General features: G+C 41.7%; 20 protein-coding genes and 1 tRNA gene. 10 read left to right on the plus strand and 11 right to left on the minus strand.

The window, feature by feature from the left end:
- Positions 1-1,091, minus strand: a 1,091-nt coding sequence (locus tag KAU88_02015) for a tyrosine-type recombinase/integrase (GenBank protein MCK4477288.1), incomplete at its 3' end; no start/stop codon positions are given.
- Between the two features lie 94 nt (positions 1,092-1,185).
- Between KAU88_02015 and KAU88_02020 the strand changes: the two genes are divergently transcribed.
- Positions 1,186-1,482 carry a hypothetical protein gene (locus tag KAU88_02020; protein MCK4477289.1) on the plus strand — a complete coding sequence of 99 codons (297 nt, stop codon included), beginning with the start codon at positions 1,186-1,188 and terminating at the stop codon, positions 1,480-1,482.
- A 63-nt stretch (positions 1,483-1,545) separates the two neighbouring features.
- Here the strand turns inward: KAU88_02020 and KAU88_02025 are convergent.
- Together KAU88_02025 and KAU88_02030 are read right to left on the minus strand one after the other, a co-directional pair.
- A tRNA-Arg gene (locus KAU88_02025) sits at positions 1,546-1,664 on the minus strand.
- Positions 1,665-1,709: 45 nt separating this feature from the next.
- Positions 1,710-2,210, minus strand: coding sequence for a hypothetical protein (locus KAU88_02030; GenBank protein ID MCK4477290.1), 501 nt, complete (start codon positions 2,208-2,210; stop codon positions 1,710-1,712).
- A gap of 170 nt (positions 2,211-2,380) precedes the next feature.
- Between KAU88_02030 and KAU88_02035 the strand changes: the two genes are divergently transcribed.
- Positions 2,381-3,454, plus strand: coding sequence for a fructose 1,6-bisphosphatase (locus KAU88_02035; protein MCK4477291.1), 1,074 nt, complete (start codon positions 2,381-2,383; stop codon positions 3,452-3,454).
- A gap of 24 nt (positions 3,455-3,478) precedes the next feature.
- On the opposite strand, the gene KAU88_02040 is transcribed toward KAU88_02035, so the two are convergent.
- Positions 3,479-4,030, minus strand: coding sequence for a winged helix-turn-helix domain-containing protein (locus KAU88_02040; GenBank protein ID MCK4477292.1), 552 nt, complete (start codon positions 4,028-4,030; stop codon positions 3,479-3,481).
- 198 nt (positions 4,031-4,228) lie between these two features.
- On the opposite strand from KAU88_02040, the gene KAU88_02045 reads away from it, so the two are divergent.
- The 3 genes from KAU88_02045 to galT all read left to right on the plus strand — a co-directional run bounded on the left by KAU88_02045 (position 4,229) and on the right by galT (position 7,130).
- Positions 4,229-4,660, plus strand: coding sequence for a hypothetical protein (locus KAU88_02045; GenBank protein ID MCK4477293.1), 432 nt, complete (start codon positions 4,229-4,231; stop codon positions 4,658-4,660).
- 115 nt (positions 4,661-4,775) lie between these two features.
- Positions 4,776-6,041, plus strand: a complete 1,266-nt coding sequence (locus tag KAU88_02050; GenBank protein ID MCK4477294.1) for a glycosyltransferase family 4 protein — start codon at positions 4,776-4,778, stop codon at positions 6,039-6,041.
- A 45-nt stretch (positions 6,042-6,086) separates the two neighbouring features.
- Positions 6,087-7,130, plus strand: a complete 1,044-nt coding sequence (gene galT, locus KAU88_02055) for a galactose-1-phosphate uridylyltransferase (protein MCK4477295.1) — start codon at positions 6,087-6,089, stop codon at positions 7,128-7,130.
- On the opposite strand, the gene KAU88_02060 is transcribed toward galT, so the two are convergent.
- Both KAU88_02060 and KAU88_02065 read right to left on the minus strand, forming a co-directional pair.
- Entirely contained in the window at positions 7,127-7,750 is a 624-nt protein-coding gene (locus KAU88_02060; GenBank protein ID MCK4477296.1) for an isoprenylcysteine carboxylmethyltransferase family protein, read from the minus strand. The genes galT and KAU88_02060 overlap by 4 nt on opposite strands.
- A 241-nt stretch (positions 7,751-7,991) precedes the next feature.
- Positions 7,992-8,888: a RimK family alpha-L-glutamate ligase gene (locus KAU88_02065; protein ID MCK4477297.1), complete on the minus strand. Its 897-nt coding sequence runs from the start codon at positions 8,886-8,888 to the stop codon at positions 7,992-7,994.
- Between the two features lie 237 nt (positions 8,889-9,125).
- Between KAU88_02065 and KAU88_02070 the strand changes: the two genes are divergently transcribed.
- The gene (locus tag KAU88_02070) at positions 9,126-9,353 is read left to right on the plus strand and encodes a hypothetical protein (GenBank protein ID MCK4477298.1); all 228 of its coding nucleotides are present in this window, start codon (positions 9,126-9,128) and stop codon (positions 9,351-9,353) included.
- Between the two features lie 113 nt (positions 9,354-9,466).
- Here KAU88_02070 and KAU88_02075 read toward each other — a convergent pair whose 3' ends face one another.
- Positions 9,467-10,162, minus strand: coding sequence for an NDP-sugar synthase (locus KAU88_02075; GenBank protein MCK4477299.1), 696 nt, complete (start codon positions 10,160-10,162; stop codon positions 9,467-9,469).
- A gap of 305 nt (positions 10,163-10,467) precedes the next feature.
- Between KAU88_02075 and KAU88_02080 the strand changes: the two genes are divergently transcribed.
- The gene (locus KAU88_02080) at positions 10,468-11,226 is read left to right on the plus strand and encodes a peptidylprolyl isomerase (GenBank protein ID MCK4477300.1); all 759 of its coding nucleotides are present in this window, start codon (positions 10,468-10,470) and stop codon (positions 11,224-11,226) included.
- A gap of 17 nt (positions 11,227-11,243) precedes the next feature.
- Here KAU88_02080 and KAU88_02085 read toward each other — a convergent pair whose 3' ends face one another.
- The gene (locus tag KAU88_02085) at positions 11,244-12,278 is read right to left on the minus strand and encodes an NAD(P)-dependent glycerol-1-phosphate dehydrogenase (GenBank protein ID MCK4477301.1); all 1,035 of its coding nucleotides are present in this window, start codon (positions 12,276-12,278) and stop codon (positions 11,244-11,246) included.
- Positions 12,279-12,449: 171 nt separating this feature from the next.
- On the opposite strand from KAU88_02085, the gene psmB reads away from it, so the two are divergent.
- Together psmB and KAU88_02095 are read left to right on the plus strand one after the other, a co-directional pair.
- Positions 12,450-13,106: an archaeal proteasome endopeptidase complex subunit beta gene (psmB, locus tag KAU88_02090; GenBank protein ID MCK4477302.1), complete on the plus strand. Its 657-nt coding sequence runs from the start codon at positions 12,450-12,452 to the stop codon at positions 13,104-13,106.
- Positions 13,103-15,019, plus strand: a complete 1,917-nt coding sequence (locus KAU88_02095; protein MCK4477303.1) for a beta-CASP ribonuclease aCPSF1 — start codon at positions 13,103-13,105, stop codon at positions 15,017-15,019. The genes psmB and KAU88_02095 overlap by 4 nt, the downstream gene beginning before the upstream one ends.
- Here KAU88_02095 and KAU88_02100 read toward each other — a convergent pair.
- Positions 15,006-15,281 (minus strand): cell division protein SepF, encoded by a 276-nt coding sequence (locus KAU88_02100; protein ID MCK4477304.1) that lies wholly within the window; start codon positions 15,279-15,281, stop codon positions 15,006-15,008. The genes KAU88_02095 and KAU88_02100 overlap by 14 nt on opposite strands.
- Positions 15,282-15,823: 542 nt before the next feature.
- Between KAU88_02100 and KAU88_02105 the strand changes: the two genes are divergently transcribed.
- Positions 15,824-16,603, plus strand: a complete 780-nt coding sequence (locus KAU88_02105) for an orotidine 5'-phosphate decarboxylase (protein ID MCK4477305.1) — start codon at positions 15,824-15,826, stop codon at positions 16,601-16,603.
- A 14-nt stretch (positions 16,604-16,617) separates the two neighbouring features.
- On the opposite strand, the gene KAU88_02110 is transcribed toward KAU88_02105, so the two are convergent.
- Entirely contained in the window at positions 16,618-16,773 is a 156-nt protein-coding gene (locus KAU88_02110) for a ribbon-helix-helix protein, CopG family (GenBank protein ID MCK4477306.1), read from the minus strand.
- Between the two features lie 179 nt (positions 16,774-16,952).
- Positions 16,953-17,306, minus strand: coding sequence for a hypothetical protein (locus KAU88_02115; protein MCK4477307.1), 354 nt, complete (start codon positions 17,304-17,306; stop codon positions 16,953-16,955).
- Positions 17,307-17,335 lie beyond the last annotated feature (29 nt).

Raw genomic sequence — 17,335 nt, forward strand, 5'->3', positions numbered from 1 at the left:
CTGTCCATTGAAAAGTTCAGCTTCGCATATTCGATTCGATGGAAGTCAACCTTTGTTCGATCGTAATAAGGATCCTGTGAGCCTGGAAGTATATGCCCAAAAAGGAACTCTTGTGTCGACTTGTCCATTCTTCCACCATCGACTGTTGGGCTCCTCAGGACTGATTCGAAAGCCTTACGCAAGCAGTGTGGGGTCACCAACTTCCACCGCGGGATCCCTGCGAGCCTTGCTGCTCTCTTCACAATCAGACCCACTCCACGTCGCCCCAACCTTCTACTAGATCTTTCCTCTCTATTCCATAGAGTCCAGTCCGAATGAAACAATGGATCTTTAGGTTTGATCTTACCGTATTTCTCTTCTCGTTCCATAACATAGATCCTGAGCGCCTCGCCAGCTTCCGGGCAGATAAAGGTGTAGTAAGAGATCTGACCCTTACAGGCATCAGGCACCCTACGCTTCATCTCTGGATAGACCGGAATCATGATGTAGGGTTTACCATTCTTCAGCTCAGTCTCCACATCTCTGTAATCAAGAGCGCATAACGTGCTAACTCTCAAACCACTGCTCCAGAGCATGAGAATGATGGGTCTATCCCTGCAGCTTCCCGCAGCATTGGCCATAGCGTGAACTTCAATTTTGGTCGGAATATACTCTGGGACCTTGCGATAGCGGGCTGGAACGTGATAGGCTCGAATGTTTAGTTCATTGCTTCGCACGTAGCCGTTTACCATAAAGAAAGTTCGAAGCCTCTTAATCAAGCTGTTTACATAGGCCTTGCTTCTGTCCTCTTTAGCAAGTCCATCCACATAGTCTTGAACCAACTTCTCGACCTTGAACTTTGGCAACTGGACTAGTTTCTCCGAGTCATAACTCGACCACTCACAGAACCTCCGTAGCACATTCAAGTATACCTCTCTGGAACTTTCGCTTTGGGTATACCTCTGAAGGTGGTCGAGTAGTCTCTGCACGCTGGGATAGTCGCTCCTCCAAGCATACAGTCCTTTCCGAGCTCTTATCTTGAAATAGACCTCGAAACCTCTAAGTCGTAACGGTTCTTGAGGGTCGAATTTTCCAAATGCTTTCCTAATCAAGTCGAACTTCCAAGAATACAATTAACTTCTTATTATTTAAATATATTTTATTTTAATATTTATTAGTCAAAGGATCCTTTAACATAGTAGAAAAATGTCCTTGATAGATATCCTGCTTAACTTCACTGCCAGTAGTCGCATTAGGCTGTGGCTTCGGCTTAGATTTTCGAGTTGGTACACTGTGGAAGAGATTGCTGAGGGGTTACCTCTCTTCTCGAAGGCGAGAATTCAACAAGTCTTACAAGAATCCCATAGGTTAGGATTAGTGTATCGGCGGAAGAGAAAAACAAGTAAACCTGGGCCTAATCCTTACGAATATCAGGTACCACCGCTTTTGTTTAATGAACTTGAAGGCAGTCAACTAAAGAAACTTGGAGAACTACACAAATGAATTGGCAATAATTTGTGAATAATTGACAGCTTGTGTGGGCTGAAAGGATTCGCTCGCTGTGATTGGCGGGCCCGTGGGGATTTGAACCCCAGATCTCCGGCTTTCACCCATTTTATTAGACCGGAGGCTTGCACATCACTGCTAGTGGTTCGGTGCCTTTATCCTGACTGGGCTACGGGCCCTCACTACAGAAGTCGTATCTATGGAGATAAAGCTATTATGTTGTTTTAGGCTTCTATTAGTTCTTCGTTCAGCCACCACGCTTTCTTTTTTCCCCTTTTCTCTCCTGCATTGTATTGCACTATTGGTTTTCCAAGTTGTTTATTAGATGATTTCTGAATTTTTCGCAATCTGTTGAGGATGAGCCACCGGTTTGTTTTCAAATGTTCGGCTAGTTCTGGGGTTGTTGCACCTTTGTAGCGCAGCAGGTAGTCTATAATTTTATGGTCTGTTTCGTCGATGCAGAAGGTGTGGGGGTTGATTTTTCCCCGCTCATACGTAAGTATTTCAAGTTTCGCAAGATATTTTTTTATTTCGGAAAATTCCGCTTCCAGCTTACCAACTCGTTTTTCAAGGCCCAAAATTTTATCTGGTCTCGGGACTGTTTGAAGTTTTTCCGTGATAGCATCCCGAATGAAGGCGCTTCTTTCGCCCTCAGATACTCGTAGAACGAGTTCTTTATAGACTTCTTCAGGGATCTTTGCAGAGACTATTGTAAGTTTTCCCATAGATTTTCCTCATATCTAGTTAGAACGCAAATAAAAAACATTAACTGCATAAAACGACAAAATTCTAGAAAAGTCTTAAAAGCCAAAAAGAAAAAGTAGCTAAATCTGGGAATGGATGTAAGAACTTATGAAAACAACAATATCGATTATAAAAATGTGACGTAGGTTCTTTGGTGGGACATCACGTTGTTCCTGAGCCGCTATTTGAAATAGCGAAGACAAATCTTGAAGAAGCAAAGGAGAAAGGACTTATTAATGGCTCTTATGTGTTCAACGCCGGGGATGACCTTGAACTTCTAATGGTTCACGAAAAAGGTGAAAAAAACCGAGAAATCCACGCATTAGCTTGGGACATCTTTCAGAAAGCTACAGATAAAGCCAAAGACCTAAAGCTGTATGGAGCAGGACAAGATTTGCTGAAAACAGCGTTCAGCGGCAACATCCGTGGTATGGGTCCAGGCGTAGCAGAGATGGAAATTGAAGAAAGAGGTTCGGATCCAATCATCGTATTTGCTGCTGACAAGGCCTCAGCAGGCTCATTTAATTTTCCCTTGTTTCGCATATTCGCTGACCCTATGAACACAGCTGGACTTGTAATTGACCCAAGCATGTTTGGTGGTTTCAAGTTCGAAGTTTTAGATACGAGAGAAAACAAGAAAGTGGTTTTGAAATGCCCCGAGGAGATGTATGAATTGATTGGTCTCGTTGGAACGAGCACATGTTATAGTGTTTCGCGTGTTTGGCTGGCTAGAGAAAATCTTTTGTGTGCAGTAACTAGCACTACGAGACTATCGCTTATTGCAGGGAAATATGTTGGAAAGGATGATCCAGTTGCCATCGTGAGGGCTCAGCACGGATTACCTGATGTTGGCGAAATTCCAGTGCCATTTCTTCACACATATTTTGTTGAGGGATGGATGCGAGGAAGCCATTGGGGACCCCTCATGCCTGTGAGCTTAAAAAATAGTAAGTGCACAGTTTTTGATGGTCCACCTAGAATGGTTGCTATTGGCTTTCAAGTTTGTAATGGTGGAATTGCGAGTGATAATAATGGTGCACCAATGATAAAAGATATTTTTGATGATCCAGCGTTTGACATGGCGCGTCGAGAGGCTGTGGAGATGGCGGGAGTACTTCGCAGGATGGGTGAGTTTGAGCCAGCACGTTTGAGTGCTGAAGCTATGGAGTATACAACGCTACCTCAGATAGTGGAGAAACTGAAAGATCGCTTCAAGCCAGCTTAGTTCTTTCTTCTAATCAGCTCCTGCTCACCAAGTAGACTTTGAAAGGTTCACAAGCTCGTCGCAGCGAGTCTTGGCGGCTTCGTAGACTAGTCTTCGGAGTTCCTGTCCTGACGCTTCTGTTTCTCTAATTATTCCCATTTTTTTTGCCAGTTCTTGGTCGCCGATGCTTTCAAGCCATCGTTCAAAATCTTTTCGAATAAGATGGAATTCTACCGAGTCTATGTCAGCATTTTTTATTTTTTCGCAGAAATCTGGAAGGCTATTGGCCAGCAGGCCTGAATATTGGTTGATTCCTGTGTAAAAATAGAATGCCTTTTCAGGAGCTAATGGGCTTAAGAGGGAGGCTGCTACTTCTTTGCTGGTTTTGGGCTCCAGAATTTCTCTGCCGAGATTGGTTATCTGGTAGTAACCTTTTTCTGGAGAAGAGACATATCCTGCCTTTTTTAGTCCAAGGATGTACATCATGCAGGAGGAGAAATTGAGTTCGACTTTTCTGGCTATGTCTTTAGGCTTTCGAAGTCGGCTTTCTTCAGCCATTACTTTTAATATTGTTTTTTTGATAGGGTTTAAACGCATTAATCTATTACTCTCCATCTTATATTATCTATTGTCCGTTTTGCCTTTTCAGATTTTTGCTCTTTTTAAGAGAAACACTTTGCACGCATTTATTTTTTTATGTACCTTATGAAAGCACACCAGACAAAGAAGTAAGAATATTAAAAACTTTAATAATACCCAGTAGCAGTTCAACTGAGCAAAGAGGAAGAAAGCAACATGCCACAAGAAACACTTGTGAAGCTTATTAAAGAGCAAATTAAGATGGAGAAGAACTTTGTAACAATCGTCAATGAGCAAATTAAAAATGTACATAATGTAGCAGCCAAGTTATTACTATTGGAAACCCAGAAAGATTCTGAGAAGCATGCCATGATTCTAGAAGGCATATTAGACGTGATCAGCCAAAAAGATGCTAAACCCTTATGGGATACTCTGCAGGACAGTTATATCGACAAACTAGTTGTTAAAAAGAACCTGGAACGACACATCAAGACTGAGACAGCGATGCTTGGACTCATAAAGAAAGAGATAAAAGAAACGAAAGATGAAGGCGTACGATTGCTGCTAGAACATATTGCTAGTGACGAGGAAAAACACCACAAGATACTGCAAACAGTCGTAAAGCAGACCTACAAAATTAACCCATAAACTCCCCAAACCCCTTTTTCATGCTTCGCATCTACATTTTTTAGGAAACGCAAATAAGCAATAATGCCATAAGCCATAGAAACAGCATCGAGACAAACGAGGACGATGAGAACTAATGAGATTGGCTGTGATGGTTTACGAATACCCACCTAAGATAGTTGGAGGTTTAGGTACGTATGCGGCAGAAATAACGCGGAAATTTGTACTTTTAGAGAATGACGTATCGGTATTCACCATGAATGATGATGAAGGAGCTCTTCCTACTAGAGAGTTATGGCGTGGAATTGAAATCCACCGCCCTCTTCATATAGATGTCTCAGATTCTCTGCCAGACGTGATTGCCGAGGACGTTAGAAGATGGGGGAGAGGAATACAATTCTTCTCAAAAATTCTTGTTTACAATTATCTTAGCGCTTCCAAGATAGTTAATGAACTTGTCAAGAAAGAAGGTTTCAAATATGATGTTTTGATTGCGCATGATTGGCTCTCAGTGATTGCTGGTATTACAGCGAAGAGAGAGCTTGGACTGCCTTTAGTATTTCATGTTCACTCAACAGAGAAAGGGCGAACTCTAGGCAACGGGTCGGAAGTTGTCAGCAGCATTGAGCATCGAGGCGGACAAATGGCTGATTTGGTGGTTACTGTTTCAAATGCAATGAAAGAAGAGTTAGCTGAATTAGGCTTTCCGAAAGAGAAAATTAGAGTTTGCTATAACGGAGTTGACCCACAAAAATATTCTCCCGAGCAAGTGGGTGAGGAGAAGCGAAAAGAGATACGTGAAAGTTATGGGATTAACGATGACAATCAAATGATACTTTTTATCGGAAGACTTGTCTGGATCAAAGGTGTTGACAAGCTTATCATGGCTATGCCACATGTATTGCAGAAGGTCCCAAGCGCGAAATTGGTAATTGTTGGTTTAGGAGACATGGAGGGGCATCTGGAAAATATGGTTAGAGGCCTCAAACTTGGAGACGCTGTAAAGTTTCGTTTTGAATTTGTACCTGAAGAAGAACGAATTGCTCATTATGCAGCCTGCGATTTGGCTGTATTTCCGAGTCTTTACGAACCGTTTGGAATCGTTGCATTGGAAGCCATGAGCATGGAGAAACCAGTTGTTGTAGGCGCCAGCGGAGTTAGCGGCATGAGAGAAATTGTGGTGGCTGATGGTCCTGGGCAATGTGGCTTTCACATTAATCCTAATGACCCCGTAGATATTGCTTGGGGAATCGTTAGCTCTCTTCAAAATAATGACAGAAAACTCGAGTTGGGCAAAAACGGCAGAAAACGTGTCTTGACAGAATTCACTTGGGATGCGATAGCTAAGAAAACTTTAGAGATTTATGATGAACTCATGAAGAAAGAAGAGAAAAAAGATTAAGCAACTTTTGTCCAAAGATCTAGACCACACGCAGGATGTTATCGTTTGCTGAATGACATTCGAAAAGACTACCTTCTCAACCGTTGGGTTGTTGTCGCCACCCACAGAAGACGTAGGCCGACAGATTTTGCCAAAAAGGAACCAACTGCTCAAAGTGTTGACAAGAGTTTATGTCCCTTCTGTCCTGGAAATGAGCGAAAAACACCGCCCGCTGTGCTTGTCTATTTGAAAGGAGAAAAGGGAGTGGTAAAAGAAAAGGATACAAATGGCTCACGCCACAAAAATTGGCTGATTCGCTGCGTACCGAACTTGTATTCCGCTTTTTCTCCTCCTAGGAAAGGAGAAAGCTTCGAATCGGGTAAAGCAGTGGGGCATCATGAGGTGCTTATTGAATCACCCAATCACAACGAGCATCCGGGTGCAGCAAAAATTTCTCAGATAGTCCACGTGATTAATGGATACGTAGACCGTTTGAAGGCGCTTTCTTCCAAACCTTACGTGGAATACATTTCGATTTTCCGAAATCACGGTTTAAGTGCTGGGGCTTCATTATCACATGCTCACAGCCAAATAATTGCGATGCCGACAACACCAACTATTCTAAGCGATGAGCTAAGGGCGAGCAAAGAGTTTTTTGAAGTGCACAGAAAATGTGTTTTCTGCGACATAATTGAGAGAGAAAAGAGTGGCCCTCGGTTTATTTGGCAAAATGAAAGTTTTGTTGCTTTTGCACCTTGGGCAGGAATTCATCCCTTCGAGTTTTGGATAATACCCAAGAGACATCAGGCAACACTGTTGGATTTAAAGCGTAGAACTGTAGAAGACTTGGCTGAGGCTTTGAAAATTTGTCTGAGCGGACTAGAGTCACTCCTAAATGACCCTCCCTACAATTATGGTTTTCACATAATACCATCAAACAAAGTGGCAGACAAGTTTTATCATTGGCATTTGGAGGTTTATCCGAAACTGTCTATCTGGGCAGGGTTTGAGAAGAGCACTGGGACATATATTAACGTGGTGCCACCAGAAGACGCTGCACAAAATCTAAAACAAGCAATAGAAAAGCGACAACTCAACAATCAAAGTTAACCCTGCTGTTTCCTTCTAGGAAAAAATTTGCCAGTTGCACGCTGATATCCCAAGTACGTCTCACCAAACCTTTTCGTCAACAATTCCTCCTCTGCAATTGTTATGCGTACATAGCTTGGAATTGCGATAAACGGGATCACTGCAATCAAGTTGAGAAAAATAAAGAATAGACCGGCGAATAAGATGAAATAAGCAAGATATGAAGGATGACGCACGTAACGATAAGGACCCCAAGTCACAAGCTTCTGATTTTCAGGCATTTCCCAAGAAACAGCGTATCTGCCTCTAGCCAAGACGCTACAAAGGAATAGTGCATAGCCAAAGACAGTGGCAAAAATGCCTACAAACTGCACCAACGAACTAAAAGGAAATCGTAGCTGAAAGAAAAAACCACCTGCGATTTCGTAAAACCCTGTGAAAACTAGAACAATATAAAGAACTGATTCTAGAAAAAAGATCAAGGTACCAAGAGCCGCCAAGATGAAAATCGACCCACTTAGCTGTCTCACTTCAGCTCTGTATCTGTCTCTTTTTTTGCTGGCGCTGAACCGTTTCAAATTACAAAGATTTACACATGCAAAAATAGTGAGGCAAACTGCTAGAAAAACCGCTATTGCCAAATCAGGGAGCATAAATCAGAAATTATGGATTCAATTACTTATTTGTTCACTTGACGAATTCACTAAACCCTCGCTCAACAGGTGTCCTACCACAAGTTCCTTCAACAAGGTTGGCGAACAAAAAATAGACACAAAATGAATTGTACTTATAAAAACATGTAGTGCAATTTCCTTAGCTACGATATCTTCTCTTCTTTCCATGTGCGAAGTGGCAACGTCAATTCTAGAGATTACCACATCTTTAGTCATCATACTCATCTTTCTTCTTCACCTCAGCCAACACATAATCAGTAATGTAATCTGCAATATTCACATTAGTAACAGATTGTAGCCCGTGCCACCCAGGCTGACTATTTAGCTCAATAATAAGCGGCTCGTTCTTGCCTTCCAAAATATCAACGCCCGCAACTTTGCATCCAACAACTCTAGCTGCTTTGACTGCTAAACCCTCCAACTCCCTGCTAATCCGAATCGGTACTGGTCGAGCACCTTGACTTACGTTTGTCTTCCACGAATTTCCAACTCTCCGCATAGCAGCGACAACATGGTCACCAACCACAAAAGCACGAATATCAGAATCTCCATGGGGAATAAATTCCTGGAGATAAAGAACTCCATGATGAAACCTTACAGAGTCAAAAATTCGCGTAGCGATATCCAAATCAAAAATTCGTGTGGAACCAACTCCTCGCGAACCGAAAAGAGGCTTCAAGACAATATCACCTCCTAATTCATGAAAACCCTTCAAAGCTTCCTCTAAATTTTCAGTTACCACAGTTCGCGGCACAGGCAACGCACGTTCCTCTAATAGTGCCAGAGCATAATACTTATCCACACACCGCTCAATCGCTCCAGCTGGATTAACAACCAAAACCCCACGCCGCTCAAGAGTATGCAATAAATCCATTCGAAAAATAATTTCCTCAAGTGAACCACGACCAATGGAACGGATAATTAAAGCCGCTAAATCCCTAGCCATATTAACATTGTTCACGCCTACAGCAGGCTGGTAACCAACTCTCGCTGCAAGACTGGAAAAGCTAAAAAATACGGGCGACAAACCCCGTCTTTCAAGAGACGCCCCTAACTGCTTAGTTCCCCATCCCTCAACATTCTTTCCAAGAATACCCACGATCAAACAAACCAGACCTCGCTTAACACAACACGTAATAAAATAAAAAGCATACACATTATCCAAGATCGTCTAGAAACGGAACGTTTATATTCCGATTCTGATATAGTAATACTTGCTATATGTCTAATAAAAGACATATTGTAGATTTGAAGAACGAAAGAACTGTTCAACACATAAACAGCCGTGCAAGAAATGAAGTGTCCATATCTCTCAAGCGCTTCAAAAAAAGAGTGCGTGAAAATGTTAGCAAAGAATATGGATGGAGAGCTTTCTGACTTTGATCTGAAACATTTTTGTGACGGCAACCCAGTTTACTGTTACTACTTTAGGCTACCTGCTCTCCAAGCAGCGGAGGAACTTTCGAAAACTGAAGTAGCACTTGAAATGTTGCCTAGAGAAATACCACTACCAACAACTTTGATGAAGGACGTTTCTTTGAAAACAGAAAAACATCCTTTACAAGAATAGCGGCTCTTAAATGATTAAGGGACAATTTCTCCCGCAACGTATTCTAAACACCTTTCACTGCGCATGTGCATAGCAATCGTGCCTGTTTCTTGTCCTCCATTTTGAGATTTAGTTTAAGCTTCAAATAAACTGAGGGCGTTCATGTAGTCATTGTATGTGTCAATAGTTATCCAGGAACCGTGATATTCAAAGCCTTTCAAGGCGTTTTGCCTTGCTAGTTTTGGCAGCACCAGTTCTTCGAAGTTTCCTGTGCTAGGGAAGTGTTTTAGTACGATACTTTTTTTCATAGAGTAGTGTCCAGCATTTACGTAGAAGTCAAGCTGCGGTTTTTCTTCAAATTCTTTGATGTATCTGTTTTTAATTTTGACTTTCCCATAGGGCAATGTGGGTTTCGCCAGTAATACAACTATTGAGTTGTCTGATTCTGCAAGGAGTTCATTTGGATTGAAATCAAATGCAAGGTCATCGACATTACATGCGTAAAATGTTTTACTTTGGATTAGCTGACACGCTTTTTTCAAGGCACCTCCTGTACCAAGTCTGGTGTTTTCAATTGACATTATTATGTTGGCGATTTTTGTTTGTTTGAATTTTTTATAGATGTCAGTTTTCAACATGATATATCCGAGAAGGTCTTTGCTTAGTGCAAGGACAATCTTTTTGAAACCATTCTTTGTGAGCCAGTTGACTTGTTTTTCAATGAGGGTTTGGGCACCGAGATTTAGTAGTGGTTTAGGTATTTGGGCTTCTGGTCTCAGCATCCAAGTTTGTCCACCGCAGAGTATTATTGCTTCTTTTATCTTTGGCATCTAATCTATCTCGATTATTTCTTAGTTTGGTGTAATTATAAATTCTTAGTGCTGATGTTTAAAGAAATCAAGTTTTGATTTATGTTTGTTGGCCTAAGTAGACTCCTAAGAGGTTCTGAAAGTGGAGACTTTGTGCACCTCTTCTAGACCTCTCTAGACTAGAAAAAGGTCATCTACATAAATCAGAACTCGCTAATTTGCGAGCCAATACCAAGCAACGCTTAAAAGCTGTATAAACAGCAATACTACACTCACAATAAGACAAGTCAAAAAGCTATAACAATAAAACTAAGAGATGAGTTAAAATGCCATTCAAGAAAAGAGACTTCCTAATAATTGAATATGTAGCAAAGGTCAAGGAAACAGGAGAAGTATTTGACACTACTTTGGAAAATATAGCAAAAAAAGAACGAATATACAAGGAAGGAGAAATTTATGAGCCTAAACTTGTTGTCATTGGTGAAGGATGGGTACTCAAGGCATTGGACGACAGCCTGTCATCTCTTCAACTAAACAAGCCAAAAACAATCGAAATCCCACCAGACAAGGCCTTTGGCCCCAGAGATCCAGAAAAGCTAAAGATGGTTCCATTAAGGAGACTTAGAGATAAAGGGATAACGCCACAGCTTGGAATGCGTATCGAATATGAAAAGAAGTCAGCCACGATTAGAACAGTTGGAGCAGGTAGAGTGCAATTAGACTTCAATCCACCACTTGCAGGTAAAACTCTAGTCTACGAAGTTACGGCAAGGAAAAAACTTAGAACGAATAAGGAGAAAATGTACGCGCTAATTCACCGAAGGATACTTTTGGCCGATATCGCAGGGTTCGGTTTGGACATTGAAAAAACTGAGGTAAGAATACAGGTTCCAGAAGAGGCATTCTATCTAGAAGGCCTGCAGCTGGCAAAAAGAGGCGTCGTTACCGACATACAACGCTTTTTCCCCAAAATCACAAAAATAGAATTTGTTGAAACATTCAAAAGTCCCAAAGCAACAGAGACAATAAAAGAAACAACAAAGAAAAAGCGAACGAAAAGAGCAAAGAAACAAAGAACCAAATAAGATAGTCTCATTCCTTTTCATATTACTCCCGTTTTCTTTGCAAGCACCTTAGCCGATTTTTCGGTCAACCTTTTTTGGTCCAAAATAGTATACCGCTCGGGCCTAATGGTTCTTGCTTTCACTAAAGATTTTATCAAATCCTCTGACTCAACTCCAAGTTCTTCAGCAGTTGTTGGAGCACCAACCTTTTCCAACTTCGATTTAATGCGACGCCAATTCAACTCATGCAAACTAGCCATCATTATAGTGCCAACGCCAACCTGTTCCCCATGCATTGCAGGCTTAGAAGCAACTAGGTCTAAAACGTGGCTAAACAAATGTTCTGAACCGCTACTGGGTCTACTATTTCCTGCTATGCTCATAGCGACGCCGCAGCTTATGAGCGCTTCCAAAAGAACTCTCAGTCCCTCCTCATTCCCTGGTCTAATAGACTCCGCGTTTTTTGCAACGAGCTTTGCGCTCATTAGTGCCAAGCTTGCAGCGTATTCACCATAATATTCATTTTTCACTTTGTGTGCGAGATGCCAGTCGCGAACGGCGGTGAATTTGGCGATGACGTCACCACATCCACTGGCTGTGTAGCGATGAGAAGCTTGAATAATGATATTTGTGTCTGCAATTATGGCCATAGGAGCCTGTGCCATAACGGAGTAGGGCTTTTCTGACCCCTTGATTGAAGCGAGAGGACTTGCAATGCCGTCATGGGACGCACTGGTAGGTACGCTTATGAAAGGTGTACCTTGCTGTGCGGAACTGAGCTTTGCAATATCGATTTTTGTGCCGCCTCCAACTCCCAGAACCACTTGAGGCTTTGTTTCGTTTATCCTAGCTCTTACAGCAGCTACTTCCTCCACGGTGGAAGAGGACACTAACAAACGATCGACACCGATTCCGGAATCCTCAAGTAAGTCAATAACTCTGTGTCCTGCAATTTTGAATGTCTGGGTGCCTGTTACAACAAAAGCTGACTTTAGAAATCCGAGTTTTTTGCAGATAGGTACCACCTGCTCTATAGTTCCATTTCCGATTAGAACTTCTCTTGGGAGTTGCATTTGATGAAGCTTCATGGTCAAAGGAAATCACTCCACTTGCAAAGTACGTTTTCCATCTATACTAGTGTCCACGAAATCTTTTTAAATCAGTCGGTATGTATACCGATAGCGATTAACTTCCTTTGGAAGATAACTGTAAAGAGCGCACCCGATTTTAAAGGAGACATGAAAATGCGTGAAATATCAAATCAACTAGTCCTTAAAGGCACCACCACTGTAGGCATTGTTTGTAGTGATGGCGTAATTCTGTCCTCAGATACTCGCGTAACAATGGGCACCTTTATAGCCCACAAAAAGGGAAAGAAAATATACAGAATTGATGAACACATTGCTATGACTATATCAGGAAGCGTTGCCGACGCTCAGCGTGTTGTTGAGGTGCTTATGGCAAATGCACAGCTATATAAAATGAGCTTTAGAAGACCTATCCCCATAAAAGCAGCTTCTAGACTGGTCGCAAATCTCCTGTTTTCATCTCGCTATGCACCTTTGATTGCCCAAGTCCTCATCGGAGGAATCGACGACACAGGCGCTCACGTGTTCTCGCTGGATCCTCTAGGTAGCTTGATCGAGGAGAAATGTGTCGCTACAGGTTCCGGTTCTCCAGTAGCTTATGGTGTTCTTGAAGACAAATATCAAGAAGAGAGGTCTACAAAGGACTTGTTGCCAATTGTTGTTCACGCTGTGAAAGCGGCCATGAAAAGAAACATAGCAACTGGCGACAGCTTTGATGTCGCAATCATCGATGAAGAAGGCTACCGCGAACTGGGTGAAGAAGAGAAAAAAAACATAGTGGAGACGGTGTCAGAGACGAGGAGAAAAGCGTGACAACAGCTGGGAAGAGCAAAGTAGAAATAAGTCAGACTGTCTTGCAGCATATACCTAAGGAAGCAGAAGTTACCAGAATAGAGTTTGAAGGGCCAGCATTAGCAGTTTATACGAAAAAGCCAGAAATTTTGTTTGAGCAAAGCTCCATCATTGCAGATATAGTTGGTTTGATTCGCAAAAGGATCGTTGTGAGACCAGACCCCTCAGTAAGGTTACCAGAAAAAGAAACAACAAAGATAATAAAAAAAGTGGTTCCAAAAAAAGCTGAAATTACAAGCATAAATTTTGACCCAAGCCTTGGCGAAGTCATAATCGATGCGAAGAAACCAGGTTTAGTCATAGGAAAGAACGGGGCAGTATTGCAAGAGATTGTAAAAGAAACAAGATGGCGACCCAGAATCTTAAGAAGCTCTCCCATTCCTTCAAAAATAATATCTCATATGCGTCACTACCTTCATTCGGAAAGCAAAGAACGTGAAAGAGTGCTGCGCACCATTGGCGAAAGAATTTTTCGACCGTCAATTTGTGAAGTGGGCGACGTAAGAATTTCAGCTCTAGGTGGATTCCGAGAGGTCGGTCGTTCTGCAATTTTGCTGCAAACAAGAGAAAGCCATGTGCTTTTAGACTGCGGCATTAACCCTGGCTCATCAAACTCTCTCGATGCTTTCCCGCGGCTTGACATGCCCCAATTCGACATAGATGCACTTGACGCCGTAATCGTGAGCCATGCTCATCTTGACCACTGCGGCTTTCTTCCCTATCTATTTAAATACGGTTATGATGGGCCAGTTTACTGTTCTGCCCCAACATCGAATCTGATGACCCTGCTTCAACTGGATTATTTAGACGTTGCAAGCAAGCAAGGGGTAATGGCGCCTTATGACCAAAAAGACGTCCGTGGATGTGTTCTACATACTTTACCGTTGCGTTATGGCGCCGTGACTGACATTTCGCCTGACATTCGTTTGACCCTGCATAATTCCGGTCACATTTTAGGCTCCTCAATAATTCATTTACATATTGGAGAAGGCTTGCACAATCTTGTATATACTGGTGACTATAAATATGCAAAAACCACTCTTCTGGAAGCGGCTGCCACAGAGTTTCCCAGAGTAGAAACAATAATAACTGAAAGCACGTATGGCGCTCCGCAGGATTTGATGCCTTCAAGAATTGCTGCTGAAGAAAAGCTTTCGTCGACAATAAATGCGACATTAGAACGTGGCGGAAAGGTTATGATTCCAGTGCCTGCGGTTGGTAGAGCTCAGGAAATTTTGTTGATTATTGATGGTTACATGAAAAGAGGCTTAATGAAAGAGGCACCAGTTTTCATTGAGGGAATGATTTCAGAAGCGACAGCAATTCACACTGCTTATCCAGAATATTTGGCAAGGGAAGTTCGAAACAGCATTCTACATGAGGGGATAAACCCATTTCAATCTGATTACTTTACTCTAGTGGAGCATCCAAGCGCTCGGGACGAGATAGTGGAAGGTGAACCAAGCATTATTATGGCAACTGCAGGAATGCTTGAGGGGGGCCCAATTATCGATTATTTCAAGCGATTAGCTTCTGATAAACTTAACACAGTGATATTTGTTAGTTATCAGATACAAGGTACTTTAGGACGTCGAATCCAAAAAGGACTAACAGAGACTCCTATCATGAGCAATGAGGGAAGGATGGAAGTAATCAAGGTCGAACTTCAGGTTGAATCTATTGAAGGCTTTTCAGGGCATTCAGATAGAAGACAACTTGTCAATTATATTCGTCGTGTTACACCAAGAGCTGAGAAAGTCATAGTTTGTCACGGTGAAAAGACGAAGTGCTTAAGCCTTTCAAACTTCCTTAAAAGAAGATTTAGGATTGATGCAGTAGCACCTGATACTTTGGAAACTGTTAGGCTGCGGTAGGAACTTGCTCTTCTGGTACAACGGTTTTTTCTCGCCAGATTCGCACTCCGGAAGGAGTGATGACTATTCTTTCTTCTCCTAATCGTGCTATGTCGCCGCCTACTGTTTTAACGAATTCGCATAACTCGTTTACTGCTCTTTTAATGTCTTCGATACTCTTGTCTGCTAAGGGGCTCACTTTTAGTATAAGGATCTTGCCTGATTTGACTTCGCGTTTTACTGTGTTCAAGTCGGAAAGCTTTCGCAGGGGCATTGCCTTCAGGTAGATTTTGGAAGTCTGATTTTCTGAAGCTCTGCTTGCTTTAGGAATTTCTGATTTTTCGCCACTGCGACGAACGATTTTTCCAATTTTTCCCAAGCTTGGCAAAAGGGCACTCCCACTACACTATTGTAGAGCTTTCCAACTTTTAACATTTCTTTTTAAATTATTTCTTTACGCGTAATCTATTGTTTTGCTTTGGTTTTATAATACTTGTGTCTTTAAAATCAATGTTTTCTCAAGACTGGAATACAATCTTTGTTTTGTGAGCGCCCCTCCTAGATTTTTCTAGATTTTGCAAGTGTTAGAGAGCATAAAATTACATGATTGAATACAATTTCCTAAGCTCACCATTCTGAATGTGGAACATTTTATCGATTTCTCCCTAAACATCGCTAAGACAATTGTTGAAGCAGTAAACTTGGCACTCTTATACAAGAACCAAAAATCTAATGGTAATATAAATAACGCAGAAACTTTTTCAACTAAGCCTTGACCGAAAAGCATTTTTCTGAACTGCTACAAGATAGATAAGGTGCTTTGGTTTGTCTTTCAGGTTTGAAATGGAACAAGCTGTAAAGAGAACTGGCTCAAATATTGTACTAGCTCTAGATTTGTCTCCAGATAAACCTGAAAAATTATTTATTAAAGCAAAGGGAATTTTGAAAGCAGTGCACTCATATATTTGCGCGGTAAAACTTAACCGTCACCTAATTTTACCATTGGGATTGTTCGGTGACGTACAAGAATTGTTAAGGCAAGCAAGAGGTTACAGACTACCTGTTATCATGGACTGCAAAATAAATGACATTGGTAACACAAACCAAACGATAGCTGAATGCTATTTCAAAGCAGGCTTTGATGCTGTGACTGCAAACCCCTTTGTTGGATGGAAAGAAGGCTTGCAGCCTGTTTTTAGAACAGCGAAACAAATGAATCGAGGTGTGATATTGCTAATTTACATGAGCCACAAAGGAGCATGGGAAGGCTACGGACAAGCAGTATCTATTGAAAAAGGTAGAGTTATTCCTCAGTACAGAATTTTTGCCCAGAAAGCGCTGAAATGGGATGCTGATGGTGTAGTTGTCGGTGCCACATACCCCGAAAAAATCAGCGAAGTATATTCGATTCTTGGAGAAAAAGTACCTATCTACTCGCCTGGCATAGGCTCGCAAGGCGGAAACATTGAGAATGCTCTTAGAAGCGGAGCAAAGTATCTCATTGTCGGCAGAACGATAACGCTTGCTGTAAATCCTTCACGAACTGCTAAAGATTTGAAAAATGCTGCTCAAAAGCCTAACGAAAATCATGTAGCGAGCACTTAATAACATGTAACCTATTAGGGCCTCTCTTCCCTTGTCCAAAGCTCCTTTTTCAACAAGTCTCTAACTGCTGAACGGATGGCTGAGCTTCGGCTGGGATACATGTTGGCTCTCACAAGTTCGTCTAATCCTTCTAAATAAGCTTCAGGCAATAAGACTGTTACTAACTTCACACAGACCACCTTTGCATGTTACGTACATGTTATGCAGCAATATAGAATTTTCCCTATGCGTTTTCGATGTTCCGCTAAATTTCCGCTTTCCAAAACATATGAATCGCTTTCTCCTTCAGCGTGCACATTCTTCGGGTCAGAAGCATGACATTTCCTTGTGTTATTACTCCTTTGCACAGTTAGATTGTTTCTTGCCTGATTTCATGCAATTCTCTAAGGATGCTGGGAAAAATTCTGTTAACGTCTTCAAGGTACAACGCAGAGTTCTTTATTTTTCTTTGAATCAAACCTGCAGCCAAGAAAGACCAGCCCAAGACGTCGTCAATTACTATAGGGAATGGAAAAGCGATAAGTGTCAATCCAATTTTTATCAAATTGCCTCGGTTACTTTCTTTGCAGAGTCGTTTAATGAGTTCCGGCATATCCCCATTTCCCCGAACAGCGATATTTATTATGGCCATGTTCTCTTTCCAATCTTCACCCAATTCCCTCAATATATCAGTTGTTTTTTTTAGCTCCTCTATCTCTTTCAAAAACTCTGTCTCCTTAGACTTTCTATTAA

This window comes from Candidatus Bathyarchaeota archaeon (assembly GCA_023131225.1).
GTDB lineage: Archaea > Thermoproteota > Bathyarchaeia > Bathyarchaeales > SOJC01 > JAGLZW01.

Bases quoted from the DNA above. Each gene is read 5' to 3' on its own strand.
- KAU88_02070 (MCK4477298.1), top strand. From the start codon at position 9,126: ATGTTAGCAAAGAATATGGATGGAGAGCTTTCTGACTTTGATCTGAAA.
- KAU88_02030 (MCK4477290.1), bottom strand. From the start codon at position 2,210: ATGGGAAAACTTACAATAGTCTCTGCAAAGATCCCTGAAGAAGTCTAT.
- KAU88_02020 (MCK4477289.1), top strand. From the start codon at position 1,186: ATGTCCTTGATAGATATCCTGCTTAACTTCACTGCCAGTAGTCGCATT.
- KAU88_02075 (MCK4477299.1), bottom strand. From the start codon at position 10,162: ATGCCAAAGATAAAAGAAGCAATAATACTCTGCGGTGGACAAACTTGG.
- KAU88_02080 (MCK4477300.1), top strand. From the start codon at position 10,468: ATGCCATTCAAGAAAAGAGACTTCCTAATAATTGAATATGTAGCAAAG.
- KAU88_02050 (MCK4477294.1), top strand. From the start codon at position 4,776: ATGAGATTGGCTGTGATGGTTTACGAATACCCACCTAAGATAGTTGGA.
- KAU88_02045 (MCK4477293.1), top strand. From the start codon at position 4,229: ATGCCACAAGAAACACTTGTGAAGCTTATTAAAGAGCAAATTAAGATG.
- KAU88_02085 (MCK4477301.1), bottom strand. From the start codon at position 12,278: ATGCAACTCCCAAGAGAAGTTCTAATCGGAAATGGAACTATAGAGCAG.
- KAU88_02040 (MCK4477292.1), bottom strand. From the start codon at position 4,030: ATGCGTTTAAACCCTATCAAAAAAACAATATTAAAAGTAATGGCTGAA.
- psmB (MCK4477302.1), top strand. From the start codon at position 12,450: ATGCGTGAAATATCAAATCAACTAGTCCTTAAAGGCACCACCACTGTA.